The sequence below is a fragment of the Streptomyces sp. NPDC040545 genome, assembly GCF_055595065.1.
Genome location: NZ_JBVIWA010000011.1, coordinates 92,807 through 106,408, shown reverse-complemented (window position 1 = coordinate 106,408; position 13,602 = coordinate 92,807). Strand labels below are relative to the sequence as shown.

General features: G+C 73.4%; 13 protein-coding genes. 5 read left to right on the top strand and 8 right to left on the bottom strand.

Annotation, left to right across the window (positions count from 1 at the left end; all coding sequences use genetic code 11):
• Positions 1-58 precede the first annotated feature (58 nt).
• Positions 59-1,369 (bottom strand): helix-turn-helix domain-containing protein, encoded by a 1,311-nt coding sequence (locus tag ACZ573_RS21725; protein ID WP_471306614.1) that lies wholly within the window; start codon positions 1,367-1,369, stop codon positions 59-61.
• A 179-nt stretch (positions 1,370-1,548) separates the two neighbouring features.
• Between ACZ573_RS21725 and ACZ573_RS21720 the strand changes: the two genes are divergently transcribed.
• Both ACZ573_RS21720 and ACZ573_RS21715 read left to right on the top strand, forming a co-directional pair.
• On the top strand, positions 1,549-2,172 hold the full coding sequence (locus tag ACZ573_RS21720) for a hypothetical protein (protein ID WP_471306612.1): 624 nt from the start codon (positions 1,549-1,551) through the stop codon (positions 2,170-2,172).
• Positions 2,173-2,211: 39 nt separating this feature from the next.
• Positions 2,212-2,472 (top strand): DUF6343 family protein, encoded by a 261-nt coding sequence (locus tag ACZ573_RS21715; protein ID WP_471306610.1) that lies wholly within the window; start codon positions 2,212-2,214, stop codon positions 2,470-2,472.
• 1 nt (position 2,473) lies between these two features.
• On the opposite strand, the gene ACZ573_RS21710 is transcribed toward ACZ573_RS21715, so the two are convergent.
• The 4 genes from ACZ573_RS21710 to rpsA form a co-directional block, all read right to left on the bottom strand.
• Entirely contained in the window at positions 2,474-2,950 is a 477-nt protein-coding gene (locus ACZ573_RS21710) for a tetratricopeptide repeat protein (RefSeq protein WP_471306606.1), read from the bottom strand.
• Positions 2,951-3,016: 66 nt separating this feature from the next.
• Positions 3,017-3,625, bottom strand: coding sequence for a dephospho-CoA kinase (gene coaE / locus ACZ573_RS21705; protein ID WP_471306604.1), 609 nt, complete (start codon positions 3,623-3,625; stop codon positions 3,017-3,019).
• A 31-nt stretch (positions 3,626-3,656) separates the two neighbouring features.
• On the bottom strand, positions 3,657-4,595 hold the full coding sequence (locus tag ACZ573_RS21700) for a PAC2 family protein (protein WP_471306602.1): 939 nt from the start codon (positions 4,593-4,595) through the stop codon (positions 3,657-3,659).
• Positions 4,596-4,841: 246 nt separating this feature from the next.
• A complete protein-coding gene (rpsA, locus tag ACZ573_RS21695; RefSeq protein WP_030010959.1) occupies positions 4,842-6,350 on the bottom strand; it encodes a 30S ribosomal protein S1 in 1,509 nt (502 codons plus the stop codon).
• A gap of 353 nt (positions 6,351-6,703) precedes the next feature.
• Between rpsA and ACZ573_RS21690 the strand changes: the two genes are divergently transcribed.
• Together ACZ573_RS21690 and hrpB are read left to right on the top strand one after the other, a co-directional pair.
• On the top strand, positions 6,704-7,552 hold the full coding sequence (locus ACZ573_RS21690) for a class I SAM-dependent methyltransferase (RefSeq protein WP_471306600.1): 849 nt from the start codon (positions 6,704-6,706) through the stop codon (positions 7,550-7,552).
• Position 7,553: 1 nt separating this feature from the next.
• Positions 7,554-10,085 carry an ATP-dependent helicase HrpB gene (hrpB, locus tag ACZ573_RS21685; RefSeq protein ID WP_471306598.1) on the top strand — a complete coding sequence of 844 codons (2,532 nt, stop codon included), beginning with the start codon at positions 7,554-7,556 and terminating at the stop codon, positions 10,083-10,085.
• Here hrpB and pgfA read toward each other — a convergent pair.
• The 3 genes from pgfA to ACZ573_RS21670 form a co-directional block, all read right to left on the bottom strand.
• Positions 10,075-11,034 carry a cell envelope lipid trafficking protein PgfA gene (pgfA, locus tag ACZ573_RS21680; protein ID WP_471306596.1) on the bottom strand — a complete coding sequence of 320 codons (960 nt, stop codon included), beginning with the start codon at positions 11,032-11,034 and terminating at the stop codon, positions 10,075-10,077. The two genes, hrpB and pgfA, sit on opposite strands and share 11 nt — an antisense overlap.
• Before the next feature lie 14 nt (positions 11,035-11,048).
• Complete coding sequence (locus ACZ573_RS21675; protein WP_136234312.1) at positions 11,049-11,189, bottom strand: SPW_0924 family protein; 141 nt, start codon at positions 11,187-11,189, stop codon at positions 11,049-11,051.
• A 120-nt stretch (positions 11,190-11,309) separates the two neighbouring features.
• The gene (locus tag ACZ573_RS21670) at positions 11,310-12,527 is read right to left on the bottom strand and encodes a lytic transglycosylase domain-containing protein (RefSeq protein ID WP_471306593.1); all 1,218 of its coding nucleotides are present in this window, start codon (positions 12,525-12,527) and stop codon (positions 11,310-11,312) included.
• A gap of 184 nt (positions 12,528-12,711) precedes the next feature.
• Between ACZ573_RS21670 and ACZ573_RS21665 the strand changes: the two genes are divergently transcribed.
• Positions 12,712-13,572: a DUF4184 family protein gene (locus ACZ573_RS21665; protein ID WP_471306591.1), complete on the top strand. Its 861-nt coding sequence runs from the start codon at positions 12,712-12,714 to the stop codon at positions 13,570-13,572.
• Positions 13,573-13,602 lie beyond the last annotated feature (30 nt).

Here is a 13,602-nt window from a genome sequence, read left to right as displayed (position 1 = left end):
ACGAGTCTAGGCGCGACCACTGACAACCCCTTCTGACCTGCGGTTCAGCACCCGCAGATCAGCGGGCCCAGCGGCCCTGCTCCGGTGCGTACCCGTACACGGGCCGGCCGGCGGCGGCGCTCGTGCGCAGCGGCCGCCCGCCGTCGTCGATGCGCAGGGTCCCCGACCCGGACGGGCCGGTCCACCGGAGGTCGAGGTACCAGTCGCAGTCGCATCCCGTGGTGGCCGCCTCCACCCGCAGGACGGCCGGTTCGGCCGCCGAGACGCGCAGCGGGAAGGCGGGGGCGGGCAGCGTGCTGCCGCCGTCGTTACCGGCGACGGGCCGGGCCAGTGGGCGCGGCGCGTCCAGATTGACGGCGAACGCGGCAGGGGTGAGCCCGCCGCCGCAGCCCTGCGACATCTGGTAGACGTTCCAGGCCGGCGGCTTGCGGCGGGCGGCCACCCGTACTTCGAGGTCCTCCAGGACCACGGCGCCCCCGCCCGTGCCGTGCAGGGTGACCTCCACGATCTGCGTCCCGGCGTGCACGGCGCGCTGCGCCGACGCCCAGGCGGGCGCGTCCGCCTCCACGGGCGGCGGGGGCACCGATCCCGGACCGCGCTCGGACAGGTAGGCGTGATCGCAGCCCGCGGTCCACACGTGTGACCGCACCGCCGCCTTGAGGGGCGCGGCCGGTTCCCGGCCCGGGGCCGACGCCGGCGGTGACGCGGAGGGCTGGGCGGGCGCCGGGACCGTCACCCCGGCCGACCCGGTCGCCCCTGCCGATCCGGCCGGTGGCGTCGGTTCCGGTGCGCCCGTCGCCGCCGGTGCCGAGGCGGACCCCGATCCCGCGGACGCCGGCGCACTCGTACCCGCACCCGTCCCCGTCCCCGTACTCCCGCCCGTGTGCGGCGCGCCCGGCCCGGGGCCGGTCGCCGCCAGCAGCGCCACGGCCACCGTCCCGGCCGTCACCCCCGCGGCGACGATCACGGCCGCCCGCCGCCGGTACCAGACCCCCCGGGCCACCGGTTCCGGCTCGGGCTCCGGCGCCACCACCACAGTCGGCTCACCCTCCGGCTCCGGCTCCGTCACGGTTTCCGGCACGGGCACGGGCACGGGCTCCGGGGCCGGCACCGCCGCGGCCCCCGCGCGCCGCCGCGCGTCCGCCAGCAGCCAGGCCCGGTGCAGGTCCACCGCCTCTCCCTGTGTCGCCCCGCAGACCCGGGCGAAGCGGTCCACCACCGCGAACTCCGCCGGCAGCGCCTCCCCGTTGCAGTACCGGTGCAGCGTCGACGTGCTCGTGTGCAACCGGCGCGCCAAGGCTCCGTAACTGAGCCCGGCACGCTCCTTCAGCTCCCGCATCAGCCGTGCGAAATTCTCGGCCTCGCTCACGCTCTCCCCCGTTCCGCGTCCCGCGACCGCGTTCCATGCATGAGGTGTTCCCCCAGGTGACGGCGCGTACGGCCGTTCCAGCGTCCCGGATTCGCCGCAATCCGTCGCCCGCCACGCCGTCCGGGGAACAGGCTCGTCAGGCACACACCACCACCACGACACCACGGGGAGAACCGACCATGTTCCGACGTTCCGGCACCGCCACCACGCTCACCACCGCACTCGTCGCGGCGGCGGCCGCCCTCCTCCTGACCGCCTCCGCCGGCTCCTCCGCCGCGGCCGCCACCGCGCCCGGCTTCCTGGCCGGCGCCGACCTTCCGCCGCACCCCACCTCGCCCTGGTACGCGGGAGCCGTCACCAAGGGGCTGCCCGAGTCCACCCCGTTCTGCCTGGAGGGCGTGGTTCCGGCCGCGGGCAGCTGGCACCGCGTCTTCGGCACCGAGTACGACACCGGCGCCGTGCAGGTCTCCGTACGGTCCGCCTCGCCCGCCGCGGCGGCCAAGCTCGTCGGCGCCCTGGAGCGCCAGGTCGCCGCCTGCGCCGCCGACTGGCTGCGGACCACGCCGGGCGGCACCGCATCCTGGCAGGACTACGGCACGCTCCCCGTCGAGGAGGGCGCGCACGTCTACGGGGTCCACACCTCGATCCCCGACTCCGAGCCCGGGGTGCACCTGTACGGGATCGGGCGCGACGGCTCCACCGTGACCGTCGTGCAGTGGGGCGAGATGGGCAACCTGTCCCACGCCCCGGTCGCCGACTTCAAGAAGACGACCACCAAGGCCGTGAACAAGCTCAACCCCTGACCGGAGGGGGTGGCACCATGGACATGAGAGGCGATGACCATGCGTTCCGGAAATGAGCCGGTGACCGCTCGCAGTCCGCTGCGGCTGCGGTTCTGGCTGGGTGTCTGGGGGCTGGTCTGGGCTGCCGCCGGCACGGCCTTGTTCTCGCTGGTGGGCCGTCCCGGATGGGCGGCCGCCTGCGGGGCGCTGGCGGTGGTCGTGGCCGTCGACCTGTTCATGATCGTGCGCCATATCCGCCAGGGGCCCCACTACCAGCCCGGCCCGGACATCCCTCCGTACGAGCCTCCCCGCAGCCGGTGAGTCAGGCGGGGCCGGCTCCGGCCGGGCCGTCCGAGGCCGGACCCTCCGAGGCCGGTCCTTCTCCGGCCCGGCCCTCTGCGGCCGGGCCCTCCGCGGCCGGGCCCTCGAAACGGGCCGCCGCCAGGTAGTCGGGCTGCGGGTCGAGGGCCGCGGCGAGGCGGAAGTGCTTGCGCGCCTGCTCGGGCCGGCCCGAGCGCTCGAACGTACGGGCCAGCGCGAAGTGGGCGAAGGCGTTGTCCGGCTCCCGCTCCAGCACCAGCTCGAACTCCAGCTCGGCCGGTCGCAGTTGCGCCGCCGCGAAGAAGGCCCGGGCGCGCAGCAGCCGCGCCGCCGTGTTCTCCGGGTGGGCGGCTATGACCGAGTCCAGCAGCTTGACCGCGCCGCGCGGGTCCCGGGCGGCGAGCAGGTGCTCGGCGGCCCGGTAGTCGATGACGTGGGTTTCCGGGCTGGACGGTGTGGGGCGCGTGGTCTCGGACACGTTCGAAATCCTTCCCTCTCCGGGCGCGTTCAACGCCCCCGCCCCACCCGCTATTCCATGCACACGTCAGGCGTCCCCGCCCGCCGCCCGCGCCGTGAGCTCGTCCCACACCTTGCGCACCTGTGGCTCCAGCGCCTCCAGCGGTCCGTCGTTGTCGATCACGAGGGTCGCCACCGCGAGGCGCTGCTCCCGGGTCGCCTGCGCGGCCATCCGGGCCCGCGCCTCCTCCTCGGCCATCCCGCGCAGCGCGGTCAGCCGCGCCAGCTGCGTCCGCGGCGCCGCGTCCACGACGACGACCAGGTCGTAGAGCGGCGCCAGGCCGTTCTCGGCGAGCAGCGGTACGTCGTGCACCACGATGGCGTCGGCCCCCGCGGCGGCTTCCAGCTCCGTCGACCGGGCCCCCACCAGCGGGTGCACGATCGCGTTGAGGGTCTGGAGCTTCGCCGGGTCCGCGAACACGATGGACCCCAGCTTCGGCCGGTCCAGCGTCCCCTCCGCGGTCAGCACCGACTCCCCGAAGGCCGCCACGACGGCCGCGAGCCCCGGCGTACCGGGCTCCACGACCTCGCGCGCGATCCGATCGGCGTCGACGACGATCGCCCCGTACCCCGCCAGCAGTCGCGAGACCTCGCTCTTGCCGGCACCGATTCCGCCCGTCAGGCCTACTTTCAGCATGCCCCGCAGCATAGGGGGCCCCGCCCGTACGTCAGTTCTCGCCCTCGCGCTCCGCCAGGAACCGCTCGAACTCGCGGCCGATCTCGTCCGCCGACGGCAGCTCCGCCGGTTCGGCGATCATGTTGCCCCGGGTCTCGGCCCCGGCGGCCGCGTCGTACTGGTGCTCCAGCCCCTGCACGAGGCTGACCAGCTCCTCGTCGCCCTCCCGGATCTGCCGGTCGATCTCCGTCTGCGTGCGGTGCGCCTCGGTGCGCAGGGCGTGCGCCACGGCCGGCAGCACCAGCCCGGTCGCCGCCGTGATCGCCTCCAGCACCGTCAGCGCGGCGTCCGGGTACGGGGAGCGCGCGACGTAGTGCGGTACGTGCGCGGCGACGCCCAGCACGTCGTGCCCGGCCTGGGCCAGGCGGAACTCCACCAGGGACTCCGCGCTGCCCGGCACCTGGGCCTCGTCGAAGGGGCTGCGGTGGCCCGGCATGAGGTCGGTGCGGTTGCCGTGCGGGGTGATGCCCACGGGACGGGTGTGCGGGACGCCCATCGGGATGCCGTGGAAGTTGACCGCGAGCCGGACTCCCAGGCGCTCGACGATCTGCCGGACGGCGACGGCGAAACGCTCCCACTCCACGTCCGGCTCCGGGCCGGACAGCAGCAGGAAGGGCGCTCCGGTGGCGTCCTGGACGAGCCGGACCTCCAGCCGGGGCTCCTCGAACTCCGTCCAGCGGTCGCGCTGGAAGGTCAGCAGCGGGCGCCGCGCCCGGTAGTCCACCAGCCGGTCCGCGTCGAAGCGGGCGACCACCTGGTGGGGCAGGGTGTCCAGGAGCCGCTCGACGATCTGCTCGCCGGCCTCACCCGCGTCGATGTACCCCTCGAAGTGGTACAGCATGACCAGCCCGGCCGAGTCCTGGGCGACCGCCAGGTCGGCCACCGCCAGGCCCTTGGCATCCCATTCGTACAAACCCTGTGGATCAAGCACCGTCACCACTCCTCCTCGCCTCGTTCTCAGCCAAGAACGTCCAAGGCGGCCCGGCCATTCCCCAGTTGGCCGCATTCACAGGAACGCAACGGATCACACCACCGATCACGCAGCGGATCACGACCGGGAGACCCGACGGGCAGACCTGACGGGGAAACGCGGTAAGGCCCGCCCCCCGAAGGGGACGGGCCTTACCGTTCAACGCAGTTCAGCTCGGCTCACACCGGAGTGTGATGCGCGCTGCGATCAGCTCTGGCCGCCGGCCAGCTTCTCGCGGAGCGCGGCCAGGGCCTCGTCCGACGCCAGGGCGCCGGAGGTCTCGTCCGACTCCGAGGAGTACGAACCACCCGAGATGCCCGCACCGGCGTTGCCACCGGCGGCCGGGGCGGCAGCGCCCTCGGCAGCAGCGGCCTCGTCGGCCTCGCGGCTCTTGATGACCTGAGCCTGGTGCTGCTCGAAGCGCTGCTGCGCCTCGGCGTACTGGGTCTCCCAGGCCTCGCGCTGCTTGTCGAAGCCCTCGAGCCAGTCGTTGGTCTCGGGGTCGAAGCCCTCGGGGTAGATGTAGTTGCCCTGGTCGTCGTAAGACGCGGCCATGCCGTACAGGGTCGGGTCGAACTCGACCGACGCCGGGTCGGCACCGAAGGACTCGTTGGCCTGCTTCAGCGACAGCGAGATCCGGCGACGCTCGAGGTCGATGTCGATGACCTTGACGAAGATCTCGTCGTTGACCTGGACGACCTGCTCCGGGATCTCCACGTGGCGCTCGGCCAGCTCGGAGATGTGGACCAGACCCTCGATGCCCTCGTCCACGCGGACGAACGCACCGAACGGAACCAGCTTGGTGACCTTACCCGGGACGACCTGACCGATCTGGTGGGTCCGGGCGAACTGCTGCCACGGGTCCTCCTGCGTCGCCTTCAGCGACAGGGAGACGCGCTCGCGGTCCATGTCCACGTCGAGAACCTCGACGGTGACCTCCTGGCCGACCTCGACAACCTCGGACGGGTGGTCGATGTGCTTCCAGGACAGCTCGGAGACGTGGACGAGACCGTCGACGCCACCCAGGTCCACGAAGGCACCGAAGTTGACGATCGAGGAAACGACGCCGGAGCGGACCTGACCCTTCTGCAGGGTGGTGAGGAACGTCTGGCGAACCTCGGACTGGGTCTGCTCCAGCCAGGCGCGGCGGGACAGGACCACGTTGTTGCGGTTCTTGTCCAGCTCGATGATCTTCGCCTCGAGCTCCTTGCCCACGTAGGGCTGGAGGTCGCGGACACGACGCATCTCGACGAGAGAGGCCGGCAGGAAGCCGCGGAGGCCGATGTCGAGGATGAGACCACCCTTGACGACCTCGATGACGGTACCGGTGACGATGCCGTCTTCTTCCTTGATCTTCTCGATCGTGCCCCAGGCACGCTCGTACTGAGCGCGCTTCTTGGACAGGATCAGGCGGCCTTCCTTGTCCTCCTTCTGGAGAACCAGGGCCTCGATCTCGTCGCCGACCTTGACGACCTCGTTCGGGTCGACGTCGTGCTTGATCGAGAGCTCACGGCTCGGGATCACGCCTTCGGTCTTGTAACCGATGTCGAGCAGGACCTCGTCCCGGTCGACCTTCACGATGACGCCGTCGACGATGTCGCCGTCGTTGAAGTACTTGATCGTCTCGTCGATCGCGGCGAGGAAGGCTTCCTCGTTACCGATGTCGTTGACCGCTACCTGCGGAGTGGTAGAGGTGGTCTCGGTGCTGCTCGTCATGTGGGAAAGGGCTCCGGTTACGGACAGAAAGTCGTAGGTACTGCTACGCCGGGAGCCCTTATCGGCATCTGCCGAAGAAGCCGGACAGCCAAGGAGACCCCCTTCCGCGAAGAGCGGCGGGGCCTCGAAAACCGAGGGGACATCAACAGATGCAAGCGCAGCCTGCTAGGTCTGAGGAGCACAGGCTCGCAGCGCAACTTGTAGCATACGGGGGCAGCCGGACAGGGTCAATGCGCGAAGGCGCACACCCCGGGCGGATCGCCGCACAACCGGCACAATTCATGGGCGGGAAGCCGTTCCTGGCGCTTCCTGCCACATTCAGAAGACATTCGCAGACTACGACGACGGGCCCCATGAACCAAGAGGACTACGCCTCCGAAGTAGCGTCCGAAGCCGATCCGGTCTCGGCGGAAGACCCCGAGGCCACACGGCGTGACGCGGGGGAAGCGGAGAGCAGCCGGGCGAGCCGCAGCTGGTGGGACCGCAACGCCGACGAGTACCAGAGCGACCACGGCGCCTTCCTCGGCGACGACCGCTTCGTGTGGGGTCCCGAGGGGCTGGACGAGGCGGAGGCGGCCCTCCTCGGCCCCGCCGCCTCCCTCAGGGACAAGGACATCCTGGAGATCGGCGCCGGCGCCGCCCAGTGCTCGCGCTGGCTGGCCGCCCAGGGCGCCCGCCCGGTCGCCCTCGACCTCTCCCACCGCCAGCTCCAGCACGCCCTGCGCATCGGCGACGACCTCCCGCTCGTCGAGGCCGACGCCGGACGCCTGCCCTTCCGCGCCGGCTCCTTCGACCTGGCCTGCTCCGCCTACGGCGCCGTCCCCTTCGTCGCCGACCCCGTCAATGTCATGCGCGAGGTGCACCGCGTCCTGCGCCCCGGCGGCCGCTGGGTCTTCTCCGTGACCCACCCCGTCCGCTGGGCCTTCCCCGACGAGCCCGGACCCGAGGGGCTGTCCGTCGCCGCCTCCTACTTCGACCGCACCGCGTACGTGGAACAGGACGAGCAGGGCCGCGCCGTATATGTGGAGCACCACCGCACGATCGGCGACCGGGTGCGCGACGTGGTCGCGGGCGGCTTCCGCCTGCTCGACCTCGTCGAGCCCGAGTGGCCGGAGTGGAACAGCCAGGAGTGGGGCGGCTGGTCCCCGCTGCGCGGCAACCTGATCCCGGGCACCGCGATCTTCGTCTGCGAGCGCGACTGACGTGATCCGTACCGCCGCCCTCGACGCCCTTCCCGTACGGGAAGCCGTGCCCGCGCTCGTCTCGGCGCTGGACGGCCACGGCACGGCGGTGCTCTGCGCCCCGCCCGGCACCGGCAAGACCACGCTGGTGCCGCTGGTCCTGGCCGGGCTGGTCGGCGGCGGGCCGCGGCGCCGGGTGGTCGTCGCCGAGCCCCGGCGCATCGCCGCCCGGGCCGCGGCCCGCCGGATGGCCTGGCTGCTGGGCGAGCAGGTGGGCGGCGCGGTCGGCTTCACCGTGCGCGGGGAACGGGTGGCGGGCCCGGACACCGTGGTGGAGGTGATGACCACCGGGGTGCTGCTCCAGCGCCTCCAGCGCGACCAGGAGCTGACCGGGGTGGACGTGGTGGTCCTGGACGAGTGCCACGAGCGGCACCTGGACGCCGACACGGTGGCCGCCTTCCTCCTCGACGTACGGGAGACCCTGCGCCCGGAGCTGCGGCTGGTGGCGGCCTCGGCGACGACGGACTCCGCGGGCTGGGCGCGGGTGCTGGGTGGCGCGCCGGTGGTGGAGGCCGCGGGGGTCTCGTACCCCGTGGAGACGGTCTGGGCCCCGCCGGTCCGGCCGGTGCGGCCCCCGCACGGGATGCGGGTGGATCCGGCGCAGCTGACGCACGTGGCCTCGGTGGTGCGGCGGGCACTGGCCGAACGCGACGGCGACGTCCTGTGCTTCCTGCCCGGGGTCGGCGAGATCGCCCGGGTCGCCGGGCAGCTGGCCGGGGTGGACGCGGAGGTGCTCCAGATCCACGGCCGGGCCCCGGCGGCCGTCCAGGACGCGGTGCTCTCCGTCGCGGAGCACCGCAGGGTGATCCTGTCCACCGCCGTGGCGGAGTCGAGCCTGACCGTCCCCGGGGTACGCGTGGTGGTGGACTCCGGGCTGGCCCGCGAGCCCCGGACGGACCACGCGCGCGGGCTGGGCGCGCTGGCCACCGTACGGGCGTCCCGCGCGGCCGGGCGCCAGCGGGCGGGCCGGGCCGGGCGCGAGGCACCGGGCGCGGTGTACCGCTGCTGGGCCGAGGCGGAGGACGGCCGCCTGGCCGCGTTCCCCTCGCCGGAGATCCGCATCGCCGACCTGGCGCAGTTCGCCCTGCAGGCCGCCTGCTGGGGCGACCCGGACGCGGCCGGGCTGGCCCTGCTGGATCAGCCCCCGGCGGGGGCGATGGCCGCGGCGCGCGAGGTGCTGGTGGCCGTCGGCGCGGTGTCCCCGGCCGGTGCGGTCACCGCGCGCGGGCAGCGAATGGCCCGGCTCGGGCTGCACCCGCGGCTGGCCCGCGCCCTGCTGGACGGCTCCTCGGCCTTCGGCGCCCGCCGGGCGGCGGAGGTGGTGGCCCTGCTGAGCGAGGAGCCGCCGCGCGAGTACGGGGACGACCTGGCCGGCGCGTGGCGGCAGGCCCGCGCGGGCGGCGACGGCTACGCGGCCCGCTGGCGCGCGGAGGCCCGCCGCCTGGAGCGTGCCGTTTCCCCTGCGGGGCGCACCGCCGAAACCGGGGCCGGGGCTGCGGCCGGGGCTGCACCCGACGATGCGGTCGCAGGCATGGTCGCGGCGCTGGCCTTCCCCGAGCGGGTCGCCAAGGCCAAGGGCGCGGGGGCGTTCCTCATGGCCGGCGGCACCGCCGCCGAGGTCGGCGACGGATCGGGCCTGCGCCAAGCACCGTGGCTGGCCGTCGCCGTCGCCGACAGGCCCCCGCATTCCGCGTCCGCCCGGGTCCGGCTCGGCGCCGTCATCGACGAGGACACCGCCCGCGCTGCCGCCGCGCACCTGCTCACCGCGGAGGAAGAGGTCCGCTGGGAGGACGGCGACCTCGTCGCCCGCGCCGCCGAGCGCCTCGGGGCGATCGAACTGGCCGTCCGTCCGCTGCGCACCCCCGACCCCGCGCTCGTACGGGCCGCCCTCCTCGACGGGCTGCGCGCCGAGGGGCTCGGGCTGCTGCGCTGGTCCCCGGACGCGCTGACCCTGCGGGCCCGCCTCGGCTTCCTGCACCGCACGCTCGGCGGCGCCTGGCCCGACGTGGCCGACGACCGGGCCCTGCTGGAGCGGGCCGGCGACTGGCTGGAGCCCGAGCTGTCCCGGGCCCGGCGCCGCGCCGACCTCGGGCGGATCGATGCCGGGCAGGCCCTGAACCGGCTGCTGCCGTGGGCCACCGGGGAGGCCGTCCGGCTGGACGAGCTGGCTCCGGAACGCCTGGAGGTGCCCAGCGGATCCCGGATCCGGGTGGACTACTCCGCCGAGCACGGCCAGCCGGTGCTCGCGGTGAAGCTGCAGGAGCTGTTCGGGCTGGCCGAGACCCCGCGGGTGGCGGGGGTACCGGTGCTGGTGCACCTGCTGTCGCCCGCAGGCCGGCCCGCCGCCGTCACCGCCGACCTCGCCTCGTTCTGGCAGGGCGGCTACCGGGCCGTACGCGCGGAGCTGCGCGGGCGATACCCCAAGCACCCCTGGCCGGAGGACCCGGCCACCGCCGAACCCACCCGGCACACCAACGCCCGGCTCAGGCGCTGACCCGGCGGCCGCGGGCTTCCAGCCACAGGGCCAGCCCGAGCAGCGCGAGCCCGCCGGCGGCCAGGCCGATCGGCGCGTAGGTGTGCAGCGCGAGGACCTTCGTACGGTTCGACCTGACGAGGTCGACGGTGTGGTCCGAGTAGTCCTCGCGCATGGTGACGTGTCCGGCGAAGGCGGTGAGCTTGCCGTCGGGGCCGCCGGCCGCGATGCCTCCGCGCATCTCCTGCTGGATGTCCTGCTCGGCGTTGACCGGTGCGCCGGTCACCGGGTCGACCCAGAACCTCGCCTTGACCGTGTACCAGAGGGTGGTGCCGGTGGCCGCCTCGATCGTCAACGGGTCGATGCCCTCGATCGGCATCTTCTTGGGCATGGCGACCTTGGTCCACGGGACGGTCTGCTCGAAGTAGTAGACGTCCATGCCCTTGAAGGTGCGCGGTCCGGCGTAGTGGATCGGCGAGGAGGTGCGGGTCTGCGCGTCGAAGTACAGGTAGTCGCGCGGCTCGGTGAAGAAGGGCCACTTGAACTCGATGCCCTCGCGCTTGACGGGGTCCCCGTCGACCATCTCCCCGGTGGCGTGGACCGGGTCCTGGGTGTGGGCGTCGAAGATGTAGCGCTCGGGGATCTGGGAGACCATCTTGCCGTCCGGGCCGATGATGTAGGACAGCGTGTCCCAGACGACGACGTCCTTGCCCGCGCTCGCCTCTATCTCCTCGGACGCCTCGACGTTGCCCTTGAGGGTCTGGACGATGGTGACCTTGTCGACCTTCTTCGGCTGCATGCCGCCGGTGTAGTCGAGGAGCGTGGCGTCCTTCGCCTCCAGGACCATCTCCTGGTACTGGTTCGGCGGGATCTTGGCGAGGCGGGGGTACGCGTACCAGCGCAGCAGCGGCGCGAGGGCTGCGCAGAACACGGCAAGGGCCAGCAGGACAAGGCTCGCTCTGCGTCGCACGGCGGGGCCCTCCTCTACTTTCCGGGCGCGGGGGGCGCGGTGGTGAGCAGGGGCTTGGGTGAGGTCTCGCCTTCGGGCACCCCGAACGCCGTGACGGCGAACACGAGGGCCAGCGCGGCCGCGAGGCCGATGACGGCGGCGACGAATGCGCGCATGCCGGGGCTCCGAAATCTGATGAGGCGTCAGAGGTGGGGCACCGTAGCAACGCGGGGTCGAGATGAGAACCGTCCGGCGTGATCCAGAGGGAGGGCGATCGGCCCCCAGCTCCTTTTGCCCTAAGGGGTGCCGGTGGGGCTCGCGCTCGGCGCCGGCGTCCGGCTCGGAGTCGGAGTCGGACGCGGGGTCGGCCTGGAGCTCGCCGTGGGGCTGGGCTTCGGCGACGGGGTCACGGTCGGACTGGGCATCGGCGTAGGAGTGGGGGTCGGGGTGGGCGTGGGCGTGGGTGTCGGCTTCGGCGTGGGCGTCGGGGTCGGGGTCGGCGTGGGCGTCGGCGTCGGTGTCGGGGTGGGCTTCGGAGCAGGGGTCGGGGTGGGCGTCGGAGCAGGGGTCGGCGTCGGAGTAGGGGCCGGCGTCGGGCTGGGCTTCGGGGTGGGGTTCGAGGGCGGCGGCGTGGGGGTGGCCGGTCCCGTGCCGGGCCGGTCCGGGATCTCGTGCGTCCCCTTCAGGTAGTACGTGAACCAGGACCGCACCGTGCGCAGGTACTCCGTTGACCGGTTGTACGAGAGCACGGCCCGGTCCAGGTCCGCGTCCACCCGCAGGTCGCGGCTGCCCGCGCACAGGTAACGCCCGGCCGCGAGGGCCGCGTCGTGCACGTTGTCCGGGTTGCGCCGGCCGTCGCCGTCCGCGTCCTGGCCCCATGCCGCCCATGTGGAGGGGATGAACTGCATCGGCCCGACCGCCCGGTCGTACCGGGCGTCCCCGTCGTAGGCCCCGCCGTCCGTGTCCGAGATGTTCGCGAAGCCGTTGCCGTCGAGCACGGGCCCGAGGATCGGCCGCAGTGTGGTCCCGGCCGCGTCGACCTGCCCGCCGCGCGCCTGCCCGGACTCCACCTTGCCGATCGCCGCGAGGAGTTGCCAGCGCAGTCCGCAGCCCGGGTCGCTCTGCCCCACCGCCTTCTCCGCGCGCAGGTACGCGGCGAGCACGCTCGCCGGTATCCCCTGCGCGCCTTCCGTCGGGCCGGTCGCGGCCGGCACCGCGGCGGCGGCCTCGGGGACCGCCGGCGCCTGCGGCTGCGTCGGTCCCTCGTCCGGCGGCAGCACCGCCGGTGGCTGCGGGCTGATCAGCGGCGGGAGTTCGGTGAGGTAGGCGGAGTCGCCGCCGGCGGACTCCCCGGCCGGCGGCTGCGGCGCGGCGGACTCCCCGGCGGCGGAGAGCGGGTCGGTGCTCCCGCCCGCCGGGCCCTGGGAGGCCGTCACCGCGGCGACCACCAGAGCGGAGACCAGGGCGGCCGTCGTTCCCCTGCGCAGCCTGCGTCCGATTATTCGAGCCGACATGAGCCGGACCCCTCCCCCTCGACGTCGGCGTGACCCTACGTCAACTCCCTGCACACGGCACGCAAGGCGACCGGGAATTCACCACATCCCCACGTCCCGAGGCAGGTCACGCATACTGTCTGGACCCTTCGGGAGCACTGGCCCGAAGTAAGGAACGTCCACGGAAAGTCCCAGGAGAGGTGCCATGCCGTTCACTCTCAGCCACGCGGCCGCCGTACTTCCGGCCATCCGTCGGACCGGGCGTGCGCGGGGCCCCCTTGTCGCCTCGGCGCTCGTCCTCGGGTCGTTCGCGCCGGACACCTTCTACTTCACGGACGCGGTCGTCGAGGGTGTTCTGACGTACGGGGCCTTCACGCACTCGCTGCCGGGCGTCCTCACACTGGACGCCGTGCTGACGGCCGTCCTGGTGGGCTTCTGGCTTCTGCTGCGCGAGCCGCTGATCGCGCTCCTGCCGCGCGGCTGGCGGGGCAGGGTGTACGCCTTCGTGCGGGGCGAAGCATGGCGTGAGCGTCCCCGGCCGGCCGCGCTCGTCGGCTGGTTCTACGTCTCGGCGGCCGTCGGCTCCCTCACCCACGTGGCGTGGGACAGCTTCACGCACAACGACCGCTGGGGCACGAACGCGCTGCCCGATCTCGCCGAGCCGCTCGCCTACGGCCTGCCCGGCTACTCCTTCCTCCAGTACGGCACTTCGGCCGTCGCCGCCTGCGCCCTGCTCTGGTTCACGGTGACCGCCCTGCGCCGGATTCCCGCCCTCCCGGCGCCCGCGTCCGTGCCGGTGCTCTCCCGCGCGGAGCTCTGGGGTGCGCTCGCCCTGCTCGTGGTGTGCGTGGCGGCCGGGGTCACCCGGCGCGTGTTCCGCTTCTTCGACTTCTTCGACCGGATCCGTACGCCGCTCGACATCATCCCGACCGTCTGCTTCGGCGCGGGCGGCGGACTGGCCGTCGCGCTGCTGATCTACGGGGTCCTCGTGCGGCTGCGGCACCGCCACGACCGGGCCGGGCGCCCCGCGGACGAGGAAACACGGACGCCCGTCCCCACCGCGTGAGCTGCGGGGACGGGCGCCGGGCCGGCCGTA